We start from the raw sequence: 20,948 nt of genomic DNA, 5'->3' as shown, positions 1-20,948 counted from the left end.
GTTTCGAGAAGTTAGATATCCAAATTTGATTAAAATAGATAGAGTTTAATCCGTTAAAACCTAAGCTCTAGCTTGAAAATTTCACGCAAATCTCAAGATGATTCGAAAAAAGCTGTGCTCTCAATCTATGAAAATCCCATATTCCTTAACTCTGGAATGAATTTCGGGAGCCAAAACTCGAGCATAAGTTGCTGTAAAATGGTCCTGGTCTCTAAATTTTAAAACGTTCCCGGTCACTGCTGAGCATATACTTTCGCCACATAGCAGGTCCGAAACATCTATAGGAAAAACATTGCTTGGCAAATTCAAACTATCAATTTCCCCGTTCGATAAAATATCGCTCAAATAAGGATTCAGATTCTTTTTTCTATCGATAGAGCAATTTTCTGAATCTGGGCCAAAACGGTCAACGCAAAGTGCGACATCAAAATCTGCTCTGGGAGTATCTCTAATTGAAATTATAGGAATATCAGGTATGAGCCGCCAAGCTTCGAGAAATCCTTGGGGTATAAAATCGCCAGCTTGCTCAGAGCTCGTCCGAGTAGAGGTGAGTAGCGTAAAAACAGCTCGTGGTTTGATTTCATTAATTCTTTTGATTACGTCTTTTGACCAGCTCAGGCAAGCCTTCTCTGCGCCAAGATTGAGATCCAAGCTAGACAATGTAAGAGGGCATCCTGCTTTGGTGATATTCAAAATTTTTAGAGATCTGTCCGTCGAAGCAATTGTCTGAAGGGCGGGTAGCCAATGGGCCGAATGTGAGCCGCCTACCAACATAACCACCTTTTCCCCTTCCATATTTCCGAATGTGCACTCGATCAATTCAGCTTTATCCCATCGCTGACTGCAGGATTTGTCTAGGCTTTCCGATTTATCCCACTTGGCTATAACAGGTGCTGGCACCACTCCGACCGGATTCCCGCCACTTAATAGTATTTCAACGTCGTGATTTGCACGTTCTTTAGCCGAAATATAGTTCACTCCCCAAAAGCCTACGGTTCCGATAGCTGGGAGCATTACTAACACACTCGCAGCTGTTGTGTGTGCGAAGCTTCTATTAATTATCGAAGATTTACGGAATGGAACTTCAAAGAAAAAGTAGGTAATGCATGCGAGAATCAGAGATGCAGTGATTATTAGGACGCCTGCAAAAAAACTAACAGCCTCAACTCCTGTGGTCTGCAAGTAACCAATGAGTATAGGCCAGTGCCACAGATAAAAGGTGAAGGAAATGTCACCGAGTCGCTGAGTCAATCTGTTATTTAAGAGGCGCAAATTTGCTCCATTGTTTGCCGCCAAAATAATGCCAACGGTAGCGACTACAGGAACAACGGCAGCAACACCTGGGAAGTGGCTTCCCACGGATATGAGTGCTGCGTAAAATGTTAATATCAACAAACATCCATAACCAATAAACCAAGACCAAACTCTCGACAAATTCAGTTTATGAACGACCGATGCAAATAACGCGCCAGACAAAAATTCCCAAAATCGTGCCCAAGTATTAAAGTATGCAGACGCCTGATTCATTTCAGTTACTAAAATGGCATAGGCGAACCCCAAAAATAAAAAGCATGCTAATGCGAGCCTAATGTCTCGATAAAAATATTTAGATCCCCGAAAAATAAAGCTTAAAGCAATGAAGATTATTGGGAGAGCAACGTAAACCTGCATCTGTACAGACAAAGCCCACATGTGCTGGAAAGGGCTGGCTATTTCACCTCTCGCCAAATAATTGGTTCCGGATAAAAATAGCCACCAGTTTTCTAAAAAGAAAATGGATGCTATGGCATCTTTAATTTGAGAGTTCCATTTGCTCTCCATGCCAATCAAAAAGAAGCTTGCACAGGTGCATAGAATTACAATACTTGTACTTGGTACAACACGAGCCAAAGTCTTCTTGTAATAAGCTAATAGGTTAGGCCAGTCTGGAGCACCATTTTTGAAAAGTGAGGAGTAGATAAAAAAGCCCGCGATCACGAAAAATGCATCAACGCCGCCGGATACACGCTGAAACCAGATGTGGTAAACGGCGACTAGAAGTGCCGCATATATCCTTAGACCTTGTACTTCCCTTAGATATCCAATCTTCCTCATGCGACGCCTCTCTATTCAGTAGCAAAAAAAATAAGCAGGAAAAGACAAGCCATAAAAATTCTCTCTTTTAGTAAAAAGATTTTTACTGGTTAAATTATGTCGTCAATTATTAGAGGTATATATTCATTTATTTTGCAATCAGAACTTCGATGGTAAATTAGCTTTCTCGAAGAAAATAAAAATTCTAATGAAGAAAATAAATTCGCGATTTCAGATGTGGCGGATAATATTGCTAACGATTATTATAGGCAAGCAGTGCTGTTGAATCGATATGGCATCTATATAAAACACTCAATTTTATTGGCGACTTGCCCGACGTACTCAGCCTTCAAAATGGAATGGTGATCACCTGGCACCTCGTAGGTCGTAAGATTTTCACAATACTTTCCCCATCCAAGGTCTTTGGAGGGCTGTTCTCCATACAGGCGCCTTCGGTCACGTGCTTTGATTAAGACGATCGGCCGATAGATGCGAGATAAGCGAGTGGTAAAAATTGCATTCTTACGGACTTGATGTCGTATTCGTATGTTGTTCGCATCATCTGTTTTTCTGGCACAGTCCGCATGCTGTGCTCGACTCTTCCTGGTAAATTGCGAATACCTTTGTTTTACCCGCGACATGAGATACCCAGGACCGTGGGTAAATATGTGTTTAATATGTTGTTGTGCGCGGAATGAAAGCCTTCGGTGTGCAGTGAAGGCGTCTGGGGTTACAGTATCAAGCAACCCCGTGAATGCTACCTCGTGGCCCAGCTTTTCGAGCTCTCGCCCGACTTCAATAGCAATGATCCCACCAAAGGATTTGCCGGCGAGATAATATGGCCCATTTGGCTGTAGCGTGAGGATCACAGACAGATATAGTTGTGTAATCCCTCCTATGGAGTCTGTTGTTGTGGCTGCCCTCGAATCGGCCCCGCGTGTGATGAGATCCAATTCTTCAGGAAGGTATACGGCATATACTGAGCGTTCTGTGGCCAGGGTCTTCGCGAGCTCTAGATACTCAACAACTCCGTTAATCAATAGCAGGGGCGGAGTATTTTTACGCCCCGGCTTAAGTAAAAGGTATCCCGAGTCGTTGTTGGCACCGCCATCTTCTGATCTTACTTCGGCTGTTAAACGACTGGAGATCAGAGCTGACTGTTGCCGCACCGTTGGGTTGTGTATTAAATCACCAATTGAAAGACTGGCGCACAGCTCAGTAGATAGCTTGGCAACTAGGCGTACCGCAGATATTGAGTCTCCACCAAGCTCAAAAAAATCACTGTTAGCGTGAATGGATCGGTCGCCAAGAAGTTCACGCCACACAGCGGTGATGCTGTGTTCCATTGGAGTTGCAAGCGGTTCTTCCCGGTCTGACTGTAATGCCCGGCAATTTTGTGGTGCCGGCAAATTTATACGATCGACTTTGCCATTGTTGTTGGTGGGGATCGATGCGACCTGTAGATACAGTGACGGAATCATATACGAAGGAATGAAATCTTTAGCGAAGGATTTTACATCTCTAACGGATACCATGCCTGTCGCTTCCGGCACTACGTATGCGATGAGCGTTGCTGAAGAGTCATCATCGTTGAGATATTTTGCTGCGATCACGCAGTCTTTCATCCCGGGAGCTCGCTTTAGTATGCTCTCTACCTCCAATAGCTCAATCCTGTTCCCATTGAGCTGAATCTGAAAGTCTTCTCGGCCGAGCATTTCGTAGAGGCCATCGCTATCCTTTCGCACCATGTCGCCGGTTGCGAAATAACGTAGGCTATTCAGTTCAACGAATTTTTCGTGATTCAGGTCCGTACGATGCATGTATCCGGGTATAACACCTGGGCTAGAGACAAATAATTCTCCAATCTCGCCATCTGTAACTACCGTGTGGTCCTTATCGAGAACTGCGAGCTTTACATTTTTCTGAGGCTTACCAATTTTTGTCTTAGTAAGCTCCGTCGCGGTGACCGGCCAATAAGTGACCATGCAATTGGTTTCGCTTGCGCCATAATTCACATACAGCTGAACTCGTGGCAATATTCTCCGGATCTTGCAAAGAAGACTGGGGGGTACGTTGTCACCGCCGGTGAGAATTCGCTCGAGGTGCTTAAGTGACGCGATTCTATGCGGCTCTGACTCTACGAATTCGATAAGCCTGCCGAGAAGAGTGGGAACGAAGTGCCAGACAGATACCCGTGATGCTATAGAAAAAAGCCGCTCCACTTCGAGGATATCCGATCGTTCGGCGATAGTGATGGAGCCGCCGAGAGCAAGTAGTGAAAGAAGCTCAAATGTACTGATACTAAAGGAGGAGCCAGCTACGGATAGGATGCTGTGAGCGCTCGTGAGCTCGAAACAGAAAGCCGAAGACGACATACCGTGCGCGAGATTCAATTGTGAAGAAACCGCGCCTTTCGGGCGTCCGGTAGTTCCGGATGTGAAAAAAATATGCGATTCATTTAGCAGCGTTACCGGGTACGCTTGGAACGATTGGATCTGCCGACCGCCAAGGTCGGAAATAGACTGATAGCTTTGAAGCTTTGCAGAAGAATCGTTCAGTATTTTATTGTATTTTTCAGTTGGGCTTATGGCGTCATATACAATAATGGCTGGTGCAACGTCTTCCAGAATCATCCCAATCCTCGCGGGAGGAAACTTAGGATCTATCGGCACATAAGTCGCGCCTAGCAGGTGTGTCGCAAGCAGAGTGGTTACCAACTCAGGGCAAGGATCCATTAATACCGCTACACGTGAGTTTGAGCTAACCCTTCTTGCTTGTAAGCCTGCAGCCAATTGCCGTGCGGACGACATCAAGCGGCTATAGGTCAACTCCTCATCTTTATATGTAACGGCGACCTTGTCAGCGTGGCGTTGGCCATTGCGTTCTATCTGGCGGATTACCGGAACACCGACGTCGTATGGAGATACGGTAGCGGTGACAAGCGGTACATCAAGGTTGTCTCCGCGGCGCGTGTTCAATATGGATGTACCTTCCAAGCTGTACTCGTCCATTGGTTTTCTTGGGTGATGCTGAAGCCTGGCTATCGCTTGCAGCTTGAACTCAGCTTTCCCTTGCGTCGCCTGAGGCTTGGTGACGCCAGGAAATGCTCATTATCCGTACTGCAGGAGAGCGTCACGCATTAGGCCCCCGCAGGCTCTTGCTGTTCGGCGGGCTGTGTGGCACTGGGTGAGGCTCTCTTACCGGAGGAATCTGGAGCCCAGTCGGAAGGCATAAGCGAGAAATTGATCAGCGTCGACGTATCGCCGGTGTTGCGGGCATGCTCAATACGTTGATAAAAGTTCTTACCGGTATTCTGAGGCACGCTTGTGCTCATCTGGGCGCCGTGTTTGGGGCGCTCGACGTACTCAGGGAAGGACATTTCCGCGGCGTTCTGCTTCGCATATCCCTTGCCGAACAGTTGTTTGAGTTCGCCGAACCCATCATTGCTGACGAGCTGTTGTCCGCGAAGGTTGACGCCTTTAGATATGGCCCTGGAGACAAACTGCTCGAGATTTTCAGTGTCGAAGGCTATGTGCTGTACGCTGTGGTCACCATGGCAATCGGCAAAGGCGGTGACCTGGCTTTTCTTCTTGCGATCTATCCCTTCTACGAGCACCACACCGAAAGATTCGAAGTCGATACACCAGAGTTTCATGCTGCTATCCGGATCGTCGGGACGGACATCATCCACCCGCTTGGTGAGCTTTCCACCTTCAACTTCTATGTGGTACCACGCCCACTTTTCGATCATCCCTTCCGCCACTGCATAGGCAATATGGTCAACTCTACTGACTCTAGACATTCCTTGTCTCCCCCCAATCTGTTTTTCAACCACAATAATCGCAGCTAATGGACGCTAATATGGCAGCGATCAAAATAATGTCAACCGGAAATTGCTGCGAACTTGCGCACAAAAATGTCTCTCGGATCTGCGCTCGATTATAAATTTGTGCGAAATGCACGCCTATCTTGGCGGGACTTTCTTTTTTATTGGTGACGTGGCGCGATATTCTTTTAGGTGTGTCGCACAATACGGCTCGGCACGTGATTTTGCGCGCCAATTTTCACTCTTCTAGTGCCCTGGTTTGGTTTTGCGCCAAAATTAGTTGAGTCCCATCACAATTTAGGCGGATAATCATTGTTCGCTGGCATGCACCGCCACTAGAAAGTGGCCACTGACAAAATCTCTCAGGTTTAATGGAATTCGGCCCGATTTATGCATTGGCATAATTAGGCGTCGTGGTTGCAGGGATGTCATACGCAAGTAGTACAGTAATGTATTTGGCTTCGCGCCAGTGCCACCGGCCCAATAGCCGAAGCGAAACAATAACAGGGAATAGTTTGAGGCTATGTAGCCTTACCTAAAGGAGGGGTGCTTGTGGAACAAGGATGGATCCGCAGTAGGCAGGGCGGGATAACTGCGCTTTATCGATTATTTGATGTGCTGCTTATCCAGGGCGTACTTTACGCTAGTCTCGCTTACTTTGAAGTCACGCCTGGCAAAGATTGGTTGATTGCAGGCCTTTTGGCCGCCGTCAGTTTTGCGTTCATTGCTGAGTCAGTTGAACTTTACCGGTCTTGGCGCGGCGAAACGTACAAAAGGATTTTTGGTACCGTGACAACGGCTTGGGTTGCGGTGTGTGCCTTCCTTATCCTTCTCGCTTATTCTTTTAACGCCTTTGGCGCTGACTATATGCGGCCGGCGGTGGCGGCATGGTTGGTATTTACTTTATTTGCTCTCGCTTTCTGGCGCTTTTGCTTGCGTCAGCTGCTGTTTTGCATTCGCCTAAACGGGGGGAATTCACGCAGGGCGGTCATCATCGGCTGCACGGAATCCGGTTACAAGCTCGCTAAAGACCTCGCAGAAAACCCTCAGCTGGGAATTCATATCAGTGGATTCTATGAGGTGCCTGAATTTCAAGAGCACACCGCCTGCATTGGTGATGAGAGCAGGTTTCCAATACTCGGTACTGTTGATGAGGCCATCAAAAAGGGCCGTGCAGGCGAGCTCGATGTCGTATTTATTGCTTTACCGATGCGCGCGGAGCAGTTCATTAGCGAGGCGCTGGACAAATTCTCGGACACTACTGCCACGGTCCATATTCTTCCCAATTTCTTTGTGGCGAAGATGCTTCACGCGCGGTGGCATCAGGTGGGAAGTAGCAGCCTGTTAAGCGTCTTTGATACACCGATTCAGGGCTTTGACGGGTGGTTGAAGCGACTTGAGGATCTGGCCCTGGCTTCAGTTATCCTCACGCTAATTTCACCGGTTTTCCTGGTGGTTGCCGCAGCTGTAAAATTTTCGTCGCCGGGACCGGTTATCTTCAAGCAGCGACGCTACGGGCTGGATGGCCGCACTATTTACGTATGGAAATTCCGTAGTATGACCGTCATGGATGATGGCGAAAAAGTAGAGCAGGCGAAAGAGGGCGACCAGCGCATTACTCCTTTAGGAAGAATTTTGCGCCGAACTTCTCTTGATGAGCTACCTCAGTTCTTCAATGTGCTTCAGGGGACCATGTCTATCGTAGGCCCTAGGCCACATGCCGTTGCGCATAACGAAGAATATCGAAGTCAGGTCAATGGCTATATGCTCCGGCATAAAGTAAAGCCAGGTATTACCGGCCTGGCACAAATAAAAGGCTTTCGGGGCGAGACGGACACCCTTTACAAGATGAGTCGTCGTGTCGAATACGATCTCGAGTATATTCGCCGCTGGTCGATACTGCTTGATCTTCGAATCATATTTCTGACCATCTACCGTGGTTTTTACCACAAGAACGCTTATTAAGCCGTCAATCCCGGTTTATAGTCCGGTGAATGAGAGCGGAAATTGATATGAAGCCAAGATTCGACTGCGCCACGGCGCTCTTCCCGCGAGGACCCGTTAATCGCACCTGGCGACAGAGCGCCTTATTTTGTAGTTTGGCGGGAATAGCCTCAACCGCACACGCCGTTACCATAGACCTGCCGGCAGAGTTCGAGTTGGTCGGTTCTGCCGGTCTGGAGGTGCAATATGACGATAATGTTTTCCTGACCACACAGAACCGTCAGGGTGACTGGGTTACCCGCGTGTCTCCGTCAATCGAATTGTCGAGAGAGGGGCAGGTTACAAACCTTAGCAGTAGCTTTACCGTTACGCGTGGGCACTACCTGAATGGAACGAGGGAAAATGTTACTGACTACGCAGCGGATCTTGGTTGGCAATGGCGCGCGGCTGCAATGGTAGAGGTGCGCACGTCGGCAAGTTACGCGGACGTTGCCCAGTCCGTTAACGGCAATCTGGATGGTGGTCTAGCCCCGATCTTGATTGAGGCTGAGAGGACGCGTCGGCCGAGTGGTGAAATCGGCATTGCCCTGGGGCGCCAGGGAGGCAGGCTCCAGGGGTTGATTCGACACGGAATAAGAAAAAGCGAGTTTGACGATTCGATCCGCGATTCTACGGCCGTATATTCTGGCGTTAGCACAACGTATGAATTGAATAGTCTACTTCTGGTGGGTATTCAGTTGGTGGATACGGATCTGGAGTATGCAGAATTCGCCGAAATACCGGATCGGGACAGTAATGAAATGCTGGCGATGGCGACGGCAGAGATTAGATTGCCGAAAACAAATATCCAGCTACGGGGGGGGGAGCTTAAAAAGGAATTTACTCGCGGGGTCAGAGCGGATTTCGAAGGGCCACGCTGGGACGCGACCATTACCTGGAGCCCAAAAACATACAGTACGCTCTCCTTTTCATTGGGTGAAAATGTACAGGAATCCCTGGGTGTTGCGAGTTATGTGGACGTCGACAGTAAAGTCTTTTCCTGGTCGCACCAGTGGGGTCAGAATTTGAGTAGTACACTGTCGTATAGTCAGACGGAAGGGGAGTTCATCGGCGCAGATAGATTGGACAGAGTAATGCGCTCAAGTTTTTTAATTCGATACCTACCTGTCGAGTGGATAATTGTTCGATTTGGTGTTTCCAGCCTTGAAAATAGCACCACCGTCAATGGCACGGACTTGGACAATAATCGGTTTCTTCTGGGTATAGAGGCGCCGCTTTAAAAGGTCGTATTCAAAAAGGATTTTTTACATGTATGCCCTTAAGGCTTCGTCACTACTTATCGCGCTGATTGGCTTAACCATGGTTCCGCTCAAGCTGGTGGCAGAGAGTTTTTCGGAATATCGTCTAAATGCCGGTGACAGGATTTCAATACGGGTGTATGGCGAAAATGACCTGAATCATGAGGCTATGCTCGGCGATTCCGGAAATATTACTTATCCATTTCTCGGCGAGATTAGGGTCGTTGACCTTACGCCGGAGCAGCTTGAGGCGATCATTGTAAAAGGCCTTAAGGGTGACTATCTGATTAATCCAAGTGTGACTGTAACAATTACCCAATATCGTCCGGTATTTATCTACGGCGAGGTACAGGCGCCGGGCGGGTATAGCTATCAGCCGGGCTTAACGGTCGGGAAGGCAACAGCACTTGCGCAGGGTATCACGGAGCGGGGGTCGGAAAGCAGGATATATCTCATTAGAGAGGGTGGATCTGAAGAAGAGCGAACGCGCGTAGACATGTCTACCAAGCTACGGCCAGGCGACGTAGTAACCATAGAGCAGGGGTTTTTCTGACACGAGTATGGAGAATCACAATCATATCGACGAGGAGCCGAACTCTTCGCCTCTGGGTAATATAGATCTAATTGCCCTTTTTTTTGCCGTTTATGAAAAGAAATGGTATATCGCTGCGTTTGCTCTGATTGTCACCACAGCTGCATATTTTTCCGTTCAAAGTATTCGCGATAGATACCAGGCAACTGCGACACTACTGTTGTCTACTAACCAGGCCAATCTGGTTTCTATCCGAGATGTGTATGAGGCCGGTGCACAACGTCGTGAGTTTCTGATGACGCAAGTTGAAATGTTGCGGTCGCGTGCAATTGCCGAGCGCGTCGTTGATGCGGTTAATCTAGAAAACCATGAAGAGTTCAATCGACCACCCAAGCCCTCACTTTCTTCAAAGGTAAAGCATTGGCTTGGTATGGAGGATGAAGCTCCTTCACTGGATCCCGCCGCGTTATCCCGCCGCAAGCGCGAACAGATCGTAAATCAGATTGTGGACAGAATAAATGTACAACCGGTCAGAACTACGCAGCTGATCAAGTTGTCTTATGAAAGCTACTCAGCGCAGTTGGCAGCGGCTATACCGAATGCGGTAGCGCAAGCTTATATCGAAGAGCAGCAAAGTGTTCGTACCGATGTCACTGAAAAGGCCACCAGCTGGCTGAGTGAGAGGCTGGAAGGTCTTCGCGTCAAACTGGAAGACTCCGAGCACGCGCTAAACGAGTTTCAGCAGCGGGAGGATTTGGTAGACCTGCAAGGAGTGCGGGGGCTTGCTTCTCAAGAGCTAAATGAAACCATGAATCAGCTGCTGGAGGCGAGGCGGGAGCTTAAAGTCGTCGAGGCGATTTACAATCAGGTCCGGCGGAAAAATAGCGAAGCAGAGTCATTGCTAAGCCAGCCTGAGGTTCTGAATCACCCCTTGATTCAGGCTGCGAGGCAGGCAGAAACGTCTGCCCAGCTCGGCGTCACCGAGTTGGCTCGCCGTTATGGCCCGAAGCATCCGACCATGCAGGCAGCGCAAGACGAGCTTGACAGCGCACGCGCCCAACTCCGGAGTGAGATAGCGAACCTCGTGGCAAGTATTGAGGTGGACTTCGAGCAGGCAAGGGAAAAGGTGCGGACTCTTGAGCGAGAGCTGGCGACGGCAAAATCTGATTTGCAAGCGGTAGCACAAAAAGAGGTTCGTTATGACGAGCTAAAGCGGGAAGTCCAGATAAACAGTCAGCTTTACAATACATTCCTGACGAGATTTAAGGAAACCCGTGAAGTATCGGGATATGAATCCGCGGCGGCCCGCCTAGCAGATCCGGCGGTCACACCCAGACGGCCACTGGCGTCCAAAAAGAGACTTCTGGTTTTGTTTGCATTTGTCGCAAGCGCGGGCTTGGGCGTGGCTCTAGTGGTTCTTCTGGACTTTCTGAAAAATGGAATCCGGGACCCTCAGGACATTAGCAGGAAGCTTGGCCAGCCAATGATGGGTATGGTACCCCTAGAGTCCTCTGGCGATCTGCCGCTGTATAACTACTTTGATGGAGAGGACAGGCAGTTCTCTGAGGCTATCAGATCGTTGCGAACCGGCGTTGTACTTTCAAGGTTAGACAATAAAGCCGATGTAATCTGTGTGACCTCGTCGGCTCCAGAAGAAGGAAAGACGTCAATATCCATCAATCTATCCTTCTCCCTCGGGCAGCTGGAAAAAGTATTGTTAATTGATGCCGATATGCGGTGCCCCTCTATCGCGAGAAAATTTGGTATAGCGCCGAATCGGCCTGGTCTGGCCGACCTCCTATCCGGCAGGTTTGCCATCAATGAGTGTATTGTAGGGGATAAAAAAAGTGGCATTGATTTGATGCCGTCCGGAATCCGTCCAGAGGATCCTCAGAGGTTACTGGGGTCGGTACAGTTTCAGAATATGCTGAAAGAGCTCAGGACAAAGTACGACCGCATTATTATTGATACTCCGCCGGTGCAGGCGGTTAGCGATGTGCTGGTCATTTCCAAGTTGGTCGGTTCGCTGCTTTATGTGGTGCGTGCAGAAGATACAAGAGTAGGCGTTATCCGTGCGGGAATTTCTCGTCTGGCAAGCATCGGTGTGAGACCTGATGGCGTCATCCTGAACTGCGTCTCGATGCAGAAACGGAGCGCTTATTCCGATCAATACTACGGTTATTACCCGGAATATTCTGGATAGGACCCAAGTCGTTCAAGGACATTCCTTCACTAAGTGAAGGTAAACGGGTTCAGAGCGCATACTCGACGGCGGACAAATGCGCAATAAATGCGATAATATACGCCAATGATTGATCTGCACTGCCATATTCTGCCCGGGATTGACGATGGTCCCCGGACATTAGAGCAAAGCGTGGCGCTTATCCGGGCGGCGGCTGCTAACGGTATCACTCATATGGTGGCAACCCCACATATCCACCCGGGGCGCTACTCAAACACCTCTCGCTCCATAGAACACGCTTTTCGCGAGTTCCTTGGTAATTTACCCTCCTACAAAGACCTCAGTATCAAATTTGCGCTTGCCGCAGAGGTGCGTGTGTCAGATGAGCTAATTTACCTCGCCTCGACCAATACACTTCCGGCACTGGGTTACTGGGAGGGAGATCTCCTGGTATTGCTGGAAATGCCCCATAGTCACATCCCGGCAGGCTTGCCAAAGCTGCTCGGTTGGCTCGCTCGTCAGAATATCCGGCCGTTGATTGCGCACCCAGAACGCAACAAAGACATTATGCGGGATTTGCATCAAATCGACCCTTTGGTACAGGCCGGGTGTTTATTTCAGGTAACGGCAGGTGCGTTGGTTGGCCAGTTCGGCGAGCCGGCACGTGTCCGCGCCACCGAGATCCTGAAGAAGGGGTTGGCCACTGTACTGGCTACGGATACCCATCATATTCAGCGGCGGCCACCAAATCTTGCTGAGGGCCGTCGTGCGGCGGAGAAAATAGTAGGTGAAAAGCGGGCTTGGGAGATGGTGCGTGATAACCCTGCAAAGATCGTGGGTGACCGCTTTGTGACCTCATCCAGGTGAGGCGTAAGAGCAAACAATGTTCGGCTGAACAAGAATTAGACCACAGAGGACGCGCACGGACATTATTAATACCAGTGGCTTAGTCCATGAAGAGCGACGAAACACATGATAACCACCCCCGGGTGGTTTTTTTATGGACGAAAACTAAACAGGCGGGCTGGGTTGTGGCTAATATTCAACCATTTTGCTGTTTGGTCATCATCTCCATTTGATGTAATGCGGTGTAATTGACGCTGTGAGAGCATGTGTGTACTTTTGTATACACGGTTTTTGCTTGGGAGCACCATGCTAAATAAAACACAGTCTATATCCGTGCGTCTGTCTCCAGATGATTATGCCTACCTGATGTCAATCGATCGAAATGGTGCGTTTACGCAGAGCGAAAAAGTGCGTGAGTTGATTGCCATGGCAAGGGAGTCTGTGGGTGTGAGTCGCTACGCCCAATCCTATTTGGCCGCCGGTGAATCCATGTTGCCAATTAAAAGCCGCTATTTGGAAGAAAACCACCGAAGCTTACTCGTGGAGTCATTGCTGGAGCTAGTATCGGAAAGCGCTGCAGCTATCCAGGTATGCACTGAAGAGAAAAGATTGGCTCCTGCCCTGGAGCGCAGAGCGCTGCCGGCCATCGAATCTTTTTTGGAAAAAATGCTGTTGTTATCGGTACAGGATGAGCCGCGACTTGTTGACCAGGATGTAGCGGAAACGATTAAGCAGCGCGTTAAAAATTTACTGCAGTACTGATATTGGCTTCAGGAGGTTTGATGGAATTCTTTCTACAAGATGGTAACCAGCTATTTACCGGCGCTCTGGTATTGATGTTGATGATTGCCCTACTCGAAGGGGTGATGATGCTGATCGGTGTCGGCCTTTCCGATCTACTCGACAACCTTTTGCCAGACATCGACCTCAATGGAGGGATGCCCGATAGCGGCCCCAGCGCTGGTTTGACGAAACTGCTTGGTTGGCTGCGCTTTGGCGAAGTGCCGGCGTTGATCCTGTTGGTGGCGTTTCTGGTCAGCTTCGGAATTACCGGGCTGCTGATCCAAATGGTGGCCGAGGGGCTGCTCGGTGCACTTATTCCGACCTGGATACTGGTAATACCGGTGCTGTTTCTTGCATTGCCGCAGGTGCGCCTGTTTGGCCGGATGCTGCGCTACTTTGCCCTGGGGGATGAAACACAGGCAGTGGAACGCAACTCGTTTGCGGGCCGACAGGCAGTAATCACCATTGGCGAAGCGGCGGTCGGCTCGCCGGCGGAAGCGCGCTTTAAAGATGAATTCGGCACTACGCACTATGTCATGGTGGAGCCTTACGATGAGGGCGAGCTATTTTCTCAGGGACAGCAAGTGGTGCTGGTGGAAGAGCAGGGAGCCAGCTTCCGGGCTATTCGCCCGGCCGGCTAACTACCTGTGGATTGTGTGGGGGGCTCAATGGCAATCATGCTAACAAGTTCGAACAACCAAACCGCAAAAAACATTAAAAATATTTGGGAGAAATAAACCGTGATTCAAAATTTGCATAGCATTGCGATTATGGCCGGGGCAGTACTGGTTGGCCTGATTATTATCGGCACCATTTTTGCGCGGCTGTATACCCGTGCATCGAAAGAACGCTCCTTTGTGCGCACCGGTATGGGCGGCCAGAAAGTCATTATGAACGGTGGCGCGTTGGTGCTGCCGGTGTTGCATGAAATCATTCCGGTCAACATGAATACCCTTCGCCTGGCGGTATCTCGCAAGGAACATCAGGCACTGATCACCAAAGATCGCATGCGTGTGGATGTACTTGCCGAGTTTTACCTGCGCGTGAAGCCGGATACCGATGCGATCGCCAATGCAGCGCAGACACTGGGTGTGCGCACTCTGGATCCGGAAGCGCTGAAAGAAATGATCGAAGGCAAGTTTGTCGATGCTCTGCGCTCGGTGGCTGCAGAAATGGAAATGGCCGAACTGCACGAGCAACGCAGTCAGTTCGTACAGAAAGTACAACAGGTGGTTTCTGAGGACCTGTTGAAAAATGGTCTCGAACTGGAGTCAGTGTCTCTCACCGGGCTGGATCAGACCGGCAAAGAATTCTTCAACCAAGACAATGTATTCGATGCGGAAGGTCTTGCCAGCATGACCCGCTCTATCGAGGCCCGTCGTAAAGAAGTGAACGACGTGGAGCAGGATACTCGTGTGCAAATCGAGACCAAAAACCTCGAAGCCGAACGTCAGCGTCTCGAAATCGAGAAAGAAAAACGTTATGCCCACCTCGAGCAGCAGCGTGAGCTTGAAAATCGCGAAGCCGCTCAGAAAGCGGATATGGCGAAAGAAACCGCTGCACAGGAGCGTGCCGCTCGCCAGGCGACCATTGAAGCCGAGCGCGAAGTCGATCAGTCGCGGATCGCCGCCGAACAGGCCACCCGCCTGCTGGAAATTGAAAAAGAAAAACGCCTGCAGGAGCAGGAAATCGAACGTGAACGCGTGCTGGACGAGCAGCGTATCTCCAAGACGAAATCCGTAGAAATTGCCGAGCAGGAGCGGGCCATTGCGGTCGCGGAAAAATCTAAAGAGCAGTCGCTGGCGGATCAGCAGGCAAACGTGGCCCGCGCCGAAGCGGTGAAGGCCGAAGAGCAGGTGCGTACCGCCAAGGATGTAGAGGTCGCGGAACGTGACAAGCGCATTGAAATCATTGAGGCGCAGAAAGAAGCGGAACGTCAGGCCACTTCCATCAAGGTTGCCGCTGAAGCGGAAAAGGCAGCCGCGGAAGACAAGGCCGAAGCGCTGCGCCTGCAGGCGTCTGCAGAAGCCGAAGCAGTGCGTATCAAGGTGGAAGCCGACCGCGAGAAATACGCGGTGGACGCCGAAGGCCAGCGCCTGATGAACGAAGCGATGAACAGCCTCAGCGATGCGCAGATTGCACTGAAGCGCGTGCTCAGCCTGCACGAGAGCCTGCCGGGTATTGTGCGCGAGAGCGTACGCCCGCTGGAGAAGATCGACGGTATGAAGATTATCTCCGTGGAAGGTCTGAACGGCGTCGGCGGCCGCACCAGCGGTGGTATCGTGGACAGCGATGGCGAAACACAGAGCCAGAGCCTGCCAGAAGCACTTGTCGGTAGCGCACTCAAGCACCGCGCCATGGCGCCACTGGTGGACTCCCTGCTGAAAGAGGCCGGTGTGGGTGATCTGAGTAAGGTAGTTGAGCCGGAGCTCTAAACCTCACTGAGACGTTCTGCTAGAAAACCACTCTGAAGACACCGAAACAGGTATCCGATCCGCAATGGGCCGGATACCTGAGTTTCTCACCTAGATCCCGCTCGTTTCGTCCCTTATTCACTGGAAGTCGGATTTTCGCAGTCATGTCGCTGGGAAAGTGGATACCAGAATCTTTACCTCAGTCATCAAATTCCCACCAGCAGCCCCCTCCGGGGCCTATTACTGCTGTTATCCGGGGCGCTGTCCTTCACGACCCTTGACATTGGTTACACGCGTAACTAAATTCGTTGCACCTGAAACCACTCGGGCCTCCGCAGCCACAAGCCGCGTCGAGGGCCCCGATAATGCATCCACTGTATAAGGAGGATCACATGGCCGATCTTTTTGAAAACCCAATGGGCCTCGATGGCTTCGAGTTCGTCGAATTCACCGCGCCGGAAAAGGGCATCCTGGAAACCGTATTCACGGCCATGGGCTTCACCAAGGTTGCTCGCCACCGCACCAAAGACGTGGAACTGTGGCGCCAGGGTGATATCAACTTCATCACCAATTACGAGAAAGGTAGCCACGCCGACTACTATGCCCGCGAGCACGGCCCCTCTGCCTGTGGCCTGGCATTTCGTGTAAAAGATGCCACCTTCGCCTATAACGAAGCGCTGAAGAAAGGCGCACAGCCGGTGGAAGTGGAAACCGGCCCTATGGAGTTGCGCCTGCCTGCCATCAAGGGCATTGGCGGCGCCACTCTGTACCTGATCGACCGCTACAAAGAAAACGAAGCCATCTACGATATTGACTTCCATTGGCTGGAAGGCGTCGACAAGCACCCGGAAGGCTGCGGCTTTCATACCCTGGATCACCTGACCCACAATGTGTATCGCGGCCGCATGGATTACTGGGCCAGCTACTATGAAGACCTGTTCAACTTCCGCGAGATCCGTTACTTCGACATCAAGGGTGAATATACCGGTCTGTTGTCCAAGGCGATGACTGCGCCAGATGGCAAAATCCGTATCCCGTTGAACGAAGAAGCCGCCGGTGGCGGCGGCCAGATTGAAGAATTCCTGATGAAGTACAACGGCGAAGGTATCCAGCATATCGCCTTTGCCTGTGACGACCTGCTTGCCTGCTGGGACCGCCTGAAGGCCCAGGGCATGGAGTTCATGACTCCACCGCCAGCAACCTACTACGACATGCTGGAAGAGCGCCTACCCGGGCATGGTGAGCCAACCGACGAACTGAAAAAACGCGGGCTGCTACTGGACGGCACTACCGAAGACGGCGAACCGCGCCTGCTGCTGCAAATTTTCTCGGCCAACATGCTTGGCCCGGTGTTTTTCGAATTTATCCAGCGCAAGCAAGACGAAGGCTTCGGCGAAGGTAACTTCAAGGCCCTGTTCCAATCCATCGAGCGCGATCAGCTCAAGCGCGGTGTGATTGGCGACAAAGGTAAAGAAGACGCCGCGTAATCCGCGGCGACTTTTGCAAAGCCTGGAAACGGCCCGGAGGCCAAATATGGCAATACAACGTATCCACCACGTGGCCTACCGATGCCGCGATGCCAAGGAGACCGTGGCGTTTTACCGCGATCTTCTGGGGATGGACTTCCAGCTCGCCATCGCTGAAGACCGGGTGCCGTCTACCGGCGCGCCGGACCCATACATGCACGTATTCTTAGATGCGGGGCAGGGCAATGTACTGGCGTTTTTCGAGCTGCCCAATTCCCCGGATATGGGCCGCGATGAAAACACCCCGCAATGGGTACAGCATATTGCGATGGAAGTAGAGAGCATGGACGAGTTATTGTCCATGAAACAGAAACTGGAAGATGCCGGTGTCGACGTCCTTGGCCCTACCGACCATACCATCTTCAAGTCCATCTATTTCTTCGACCCCAATGGTCACCGCATCGAGCTCGCCGCCAATACCGCAAAACCCGGTATGCACAAAGAGCTGAAGCGGGTTGCCGAAGACATGCTGGAAGAGTGGTCCCGCACCAAGAAAGCGCCACGCCACGCCGCGTGGATGCACGGTGAGGAAGAGTTCAAAGCTCTCGACCCATAAACTGATTAATTTATTCGATATTACTTATTCAAGAGGAAGGCACAGTGAAGTTAGCCAGCCTGAAATCCGGCCGTGACGGCCTGCTTGTGGTGGTCAGTGACGATCTCACCCGTATGGCCTCCGCCGCAGAAATTGCCCCCACGTTGCAAAACGCGCTCGACGATTGGGCGGAAAAATCTGTGCAGCTCGAAGCGCTGCAACAAAAACTCAACCGCGGCGAAATCGAAGGCGAGGCTTTCGACCAGAGCAAGTGCCACTCCCCACTGCCCCGCGCATACCACTGGGCCGACGGCTCCGCTTACGTAAACCATGTAGAGCTGGTGCGCAAAGCGCGCAACGCAGAAATGCCCGAAAGTTTCTGGACTGACCCGCTGATGTATCAGGGTGGTTCCGATACTTTTCTGGCGCCACGCGAGCCGGTAAAAATGCCACAGAGCGACGGTTTCGGTATCGACTTTGAAGCTGAGATCGCCGTAATTACCGACGACGTCCCCATGGGAGTTTCTGCTGAGAAAGCACTCACGCACATCAAGCTGGTAATGCTGGTCAACGATGTCTCCCTGCGTGGTTTGATTCCGAATGAATTGGGTAAAGGCTTCGGTTTTTACCAGTCCAAGCCTTCCAGCGCTTTTTCCCCGGTGTGCGTCACCCCCGAGCAACTGGGCAAAAACTGGAACGAGGGCAAGCTCAGCTTGCCGCTGGTTTCCGAGCTGAACGGCGATAAATTCGGAGAGCCCAACGCGGGTATCGACATGACCTTCCACTTCGGTCAGCTAATTGCCCACGCCGCTAAAACCCGCCCCCTCGGCGCGGGCACCATCATCGGCTCCGGCACCGTCTCCAACAAACTCGACGGTGGCCCCGGCAAGCCGGTAAAGGAAGGCGGCGTTGGCTACAGCTGCATTGCCGAGATCCGAATGATCGAAACCATCCAGAACGGCAAGCCCACAACGGCCTTTATGCAGTTCGGGGATCGTATTGCAATCGAAATGCTGGATGATACCGGCCGGTCGATCTTTGGGCGTATCGAGCAGCAAGTAGAGAAGATATAGCTCTTTGTAAAAACAAAAAAAGGTCGCTACATAGCGACCTTTTTTATTGCGTGAGCTTTTGTTGGTGCCGGGGTTACAGTCTGCGCATGGAAAGAACGGGCATATTTTTTCTAACTTTTTCGAGTTTACTGGCGTCGAGCGTCGCTGTTATCACCGCTTCTCCCTCTCCGGCCTCCGCGAGAATCTCGCCCCAGGGATCAATAATAACCGAGTGACCCCAGGTACGCCTTTTTTCCGAGTGTTGCCCGCCCTGGTTGGCCGCAATCACAAAGCAGCCGTTCTCGATGGCGCGGGCCTGCAGCAGAGTTTTCCAGTGTGCCTGGCCGGTGGTGTGGGTGAACGCCGCGGGTACCATCAATACCTCGGCTCCGTTTATGGCCAGTTGGCGATACAACTCCGGGAAGCGCAGGTCGAAGCAGATACTGAGCCCTAGCTTTGCCCAGGGGGTGGATACGACGCAGGGTGCGTCTCCCGGTTCGATACTGTTCGACTCCCGATAGCGACCGGCGGCGTCGTCCACCTCCACATCAAACAGGTGCATTTTGTCGTAACGTGCGCGCAGTACTCCCTGCTGGTCGTACAACAGAAATGCGGAGCGGGTACGCTGGCCCTCCACCGGGTGTCCATCCGGCCTGTCTTGCAATGGCATCGCGCCAGCGGCAATCCAGATATCCAGTTCTCGCGCCCAGTTTTGCAGGTTCCACTGAATCGGGTGTCTGTGTTCACTGGCCGCAGCATTCCTGGTGAAGGGCTCTGCCACCGCGCGGCTGCCGCCCTCGGCCAGGTGGGCGAAATACTCCGGTAGCAATACCAGATGGGCGCCGGCGCCTGCGGCTTCTTCCGTCAGCGCCCGCGCCTGCGCCAGGTTTTCGGCGACATCGCTTCCGCTGACCATCTGGATCGCGCTGATACAAAAGTTTCTCACCTGGGACTCCGAAAATTCTGTGACTGCACCTCAGTATTGCGTCTGACATACGTTGGACGCAAACCTGGTTGATCGGTTGACTCTACCGTCAGTGTTAAAGCGTACTAGTATTGCCGGAAATTAACACAATTCCGGACAGGACTATGGATCTTAAATTGGACGGTAAACTGGTGTTTATCAGTGGCTCCACGAAGGGTATTGGTCGTGCCATTGCCGAGGTAGTTCTGCAAGAGGGCGCCAGGGTGATTATCAATGGCCGTTCCGATACCGCGACTGTGGCCAGTGAAATGTCAGGCCCGGGTGAAGTCATCGCCATCGAGGGCGATCTGGCGCGGCCGGAAGAGGCGGAGCGTATCTGCACCGAAATTGACTCCCACGGCGAGCTGGATGTGTTGGTGAACAATATGGGGATTTTCAATCCCCATCCCTTTGCGGATATATCCGACGACGAGTGGCGCTACTTTTTTGATGTGAACGTGCTCAGTAGCGTGCGCTTGTGCCGACACTTTTTCCCGAAAATGCTCGAAAGAGATTTCGGCCGAATTATCAATATATCCAGTGAAGCGGGCATGCGCGGTCTGGAGAGCATGGTGCACTACTCGGTGAGTAAGGGGGCTCAGATTGTATTGGGTCGTGGCTTGGCAAACCTTACCAAAGGCAGTGGTGCCGATATAACCGTCAACTCCGTGTTGCCCGGCCCCACCATGACCGCTGGGGTGAGTAACTGGTTGGCAGAAAGTGCTCAGGTACAGGGTAAAACCGAAGCGCAATTTGTCCGTGAATTTTTTAAAGAGACCGAGCCGGACTCTCTTTTACAGCGGTTTATTGAGCCGGAGGAAATTGCCTCGGTTGTTGCGTTTATCGCCTCACCTCGCAGTTCAGCGATCAATGGTGCCAGTATCAAGGCGGAAGGGGGCCTGATCAAAAGTATTGTTTGAAAATTGTTTCGTACAACAAATCAATACTGGTCCTCCTTGGTATATCGATTGTT

16 protein-coding genes are annotated in these 20,948 nt (G+C 51.2%); 12 read left to right on the top strand and 4 right to left on the bottom strand.

Annotated elements, in window-relative coordinates:
• Positions 1-120: 120 nt before the first annotated feature.
• The 3 genes from Q1A74_RS14845 to Q1A74_RS14835 all read right to left on the bottom strand — a co-directional run bounded on the left by Q1A74_RS14845 (position 121) and on the right by Q1A74_RS14835 (position 5,875).
• Positions 121-2,094: an acyltransferase family protein gene (locus Q1A74_RS14845; RefSeq protein WP_299597876.1), complete on the bottom strand. Its 1,974-nt coding sequence runs from the start codon at positions 2,092-2,094 to the stop codon at positions 121-123.
• A 278-nt stretch (positions 2,095-2,372) separates the two neighbouring features.
• On the bottom strand, positions 2,373-5,084 hold the full coding sequence (locus Q1A74_RS14840; protein WP_299597874.1) for an AMP-binding protein: 2,712 nt from the start codon (positions 5,082-5,084) through the stop codon (positions 2,373-2,375).
• A gap of 128 nt (positions 5,085-5,212) precedes the next feature.
• Positions 5,213-5,875, bottom strand: a complete 663-nt coding sequence (locus Q1A74_RS14835) for a hypothetical protein (protein ID WP_299597872.1) — start codon at positions 5,873-5,875, stop codon at positions 5,213-5,215.
• Positions 5,876-6,451: 576 nt separating this feature from the next.
• Here Q1A74_RS14835 and Q1A74_RS14830 point away from each other — a divergent pair.
• From Q1A74_RS14830 to Q1A74_RS14780, 11 genes are all read left to right on the top strand, one after another.
• Entirely contained in the window at positions 6,452-7,864 is a 1,413-nt protein-coding gene (locus Q1A74_RS14830; protein WP_299597870.1) for an undecaprenyl-phosphate glucose phosphotransferase, read from the top strand.
• A 47-nt stretch (positions 7,865-7,911) separates the two neighbouring features.
• Positions 7,912-9,123: an outer membrane beta-barrel protein gene (locus Q1A74_RS14825; RefSeq protein WP_299597868.1), complete on the top strand. Its 1,212-nt coding sequence runs from the start codon at positions 7,912-7,914 to the stop codon at positions 9,121-9,123.
• A gap of 28 nt (positions 9,124-9,151) precedes the next feature.
• Positions 9,152-9,694 carry a polysaccharide biosynthesis/export family protein gene (locus tag Q1A74_RS14820; protein ID WP_299597865.1) on the top strand — a complete coding sequence of 181 codons (543 nt, stop codon included), beginning with the start codon at positions 9,152-9,154 and terminating at the stop codon, positions 9,692-9,694.
• 7 nt (positions 9,695-9,701) lie between these two features.
• Positions 9,702-11,876, top strand: a complete 2,175-nt coding sequence (locus Q1A74_RS14815) for a polysaccharide biosynthesis tyrosine autokinase (protein ID WP_299597862.1) — start codon at positions 9,702-9,704, stop codon at positions 11,874-11,876.
• A gap of 105 nt (positions 11,877-11,981) precedes the next feature.
• A complete protein-coding gene (locus Q1A74_RS14810) occupies positions 11,982-12,722 on the top strand; it encodes a CpsB/CapC family capsule biosynthesis tyrosine phosphatase (RefSeq protein ID WP_299597858.1) in 741 nt (246 codons plus the stop codon).
• Positions 12,723-13,007: 285 nt separating this feature from the next.
• Positions 13,008-13,463, top strand: a complete 456-nt coding sequence (locus Q1A74_RS14805; protein ID WP_299597856.1) for a hypothetical protein — start codon at positions 13,008-13,010, stop codon at positions 13,461-13,463.
• 20 nt (positions 13,464-13,483) lie between these two features.
• Positions 13,484-14,125: a YqiJ family protein gene (locus Q1A74_RS14800; RefSeq protein WP_299597853.1), complete on the top strand. Its 642-nt coding sequence runs from the start codon at positions 13,484-13,486 to the stop codon at positions 14,123-14,125.
• A 129-nt stretch (positions 14,126-14,254) separates the two neighbouring features.
• Positions 14,255-15,919: a flotillin domain-containing protein gene (locus Q1A74_RS14795; RefSeq protein ID WP_299597850.1), complete on the top strand. Its 1,665-nt coding sequence runs from the start codon at positions 14,255-14,257 to the stop codon at positions 15,917-15,919.
• Positions 15,920-16,290: 371 nt separating this feature from the next.
• A complete protein-coding gene (hppD, locus tag Q1A74_RS14790) occupies positions 16,291-17,385 on the top strand; it encodes a 4-hydroxyphenylpyruvate dioxygenase (protein WP_299597847.1) in 1,095 nt (364 codons plus the stop codon).
• Between the two features lie 46 nt (positions 17,386-17,431).
• The gene (locus tag Q1A74_RS14785) at positions 17,432-17,980 is read left to right on the top strand and encodes a VOC family protein (RefSeq protein ID WP_299597844.1); all 549 of its coding nucleotides are present in this window, start codon (positions 17,432-17,434) and stop codon (positions 17,978-17,980) included.
• 44 nt (positions 17,981-18,024) lie between these two features.
• Positions 18,025-19,032 carry a fumarylacetoacetate hydrolase family protein gene (locus tag Q1A74_RS14780; RefSeq protein WP_299597841.1) on the top strand — a complete coding sequence of 336 codons (1,008 nt, stop codon included), beginning with the start codon at positions 18,025-18,027 and terminating at the stop codon, positions 19,030-19,032.
• A gap of 73 nt (positions 19,033-19,105) precedes the next feature.
• On the opposite strand, the gene Q1A74_RS14775 is transcribed toward Q1A74_RS14780, so the two are convergent.
• A complete protein-coding gene (locus tag Q1A74_RS14775; RefSeq protein WP_299597838.1) occupies positions 19,106-19,957 on the bottom strand; it encodes a carbon-nitrogen hydrolase family protein in 852 nt (283 codons plus the stop codon).
• A 143-nt stretch (positions 19,958-20,100) separates the two neighbouring features.
• Here Q1A74_RS14775 and Q1A74_RS14770 point away from each other — a divergent pair, with 143 nt between their 5' ends.
• A complete protein-coding gene (locus Q1A74_RS14770; RefSeq protein WP_299597835.1) occupies positions 20,101-20,895 on the top strand; it encodes an SDR family NAD(P)-dependent oxidoreductase in 795 nt (264 codons plus the stop codon).
• The last annotated feature ends 53 nt before the right edge of the window (positions 20,896-20,948 follow it).

The organism is uncultured Microbulbifer sp., from assembly GCF_947504145.1.
Classification (GTDB): domain Bacteria; phylum Pseudomonadota; class Gammaproteobacteria; order Pseudomonadales; family Cellvibrionaceae; genus Microbulbifer.
The sequence above is the reverse complement of the archived record's forward strand: the minus strand, read 5'-3'. Positions and strand labels throughout refer to the sequence as shown.

What these genes read in the sequence shown, in the direction of transcription:
- Q1A74_RS14845 (WP_299597876.1), bottom strand. Translation starts at nt 2,094, where the DNA reads ATGAGGAAGATTGGATATCTAAGGGAAGTACAAGGTCTAAGGATATAT.
- Q1A74_RS14840 (WP_299597874.1), bottom strand. Translation starts at nt 5,084, where the DNA reads ATGGACGAGTACAGCTTGGAAGGTACATCCATATTGAACACGCGCCGC.
- Q1A74_RS14835 (WP_299597872.1), bottom strand. Translation starts at nt 5,875, where the DNA reads ATGTCTAGAGTCAGTAGAGTTGACCATATTGCCTATGCAGTGGCGGAA.
- Q1A74_RS14825 (WP_299597868.1), top strand. Translation starts at nt 7,912, where the DNA reads ATGAAGCCAAGATTCGACTGCGCCACGGCGCTCTTCCCGCGAGGACCC.
- Q1A74_RS14820 (WP_299597865.1), top strand. Translation starts at nt 9,152, where the DNA reads ATGTATGCCCTTAAGGCTTCGTCACTACTTATCGCGCTGATTGGCTTA.
- Q1A74_RS14815 (WP_299597862.1), top strand. Translation starts at nt 9,702, where the DNA reads ATGGAGAATCACAATCATATCGACGAGGAGCCGAACTCTTCGCCTCTG.
- Q1A74_RS14810 (WP_299597858.1), top strand. Translation starts at nt 11,982, where the DNA reads ATGATTGATCTGCACTGCCATATTCTGCCCGGGATTGACGATGGTCCC.
- Q1A74_RS14805 (WP_299597856.1), top strand. Translation starts at nt 13,008, where the DNA reads ATGCTAAATAAAACACAGTCTATATCCGTGCGTCTGTCTCCAGATGAT.
- Q1A74_RS14800 (WP_299597853.1), top strand. Translation starts at nt 13,484, where the DNA reads ATGGAATTCTTTCTACAAGATGGTAACCAGCTATTTACCGGCGCTCTG.
- Q1A74_RS14795 (WP_299597850.1), top strand. Translation starts at nt 14,255, where the DNA reads ATGGCCGGGGCAGTACTGGTTGGCCTGATTATTATCGGCACCATTTTT.
- hppD (WP_299597847.1), top strand. Translation starts at nt 16,291, where the DNA reads ATGGCCGATCTTTTTGAAAACCCAATGGGCCTCGATGGCTTCGAGTTC.
- Q1A74_RS14785 (WP_299597844.1), top strand. Translation starts at nt 17,432, where the DNA reads ATGGCAATACAACGTATCCACCACGTGGCCTACCGATGCCGCGATGCC.
- Q1A74_RS14770 (WP_299597835.1), top strand. Translation starts at nt 20,101, where the DNA reads ATGGATCTTAAATTGGACGGTAAACTGGTGTTTATCAGTGGCTCCACG.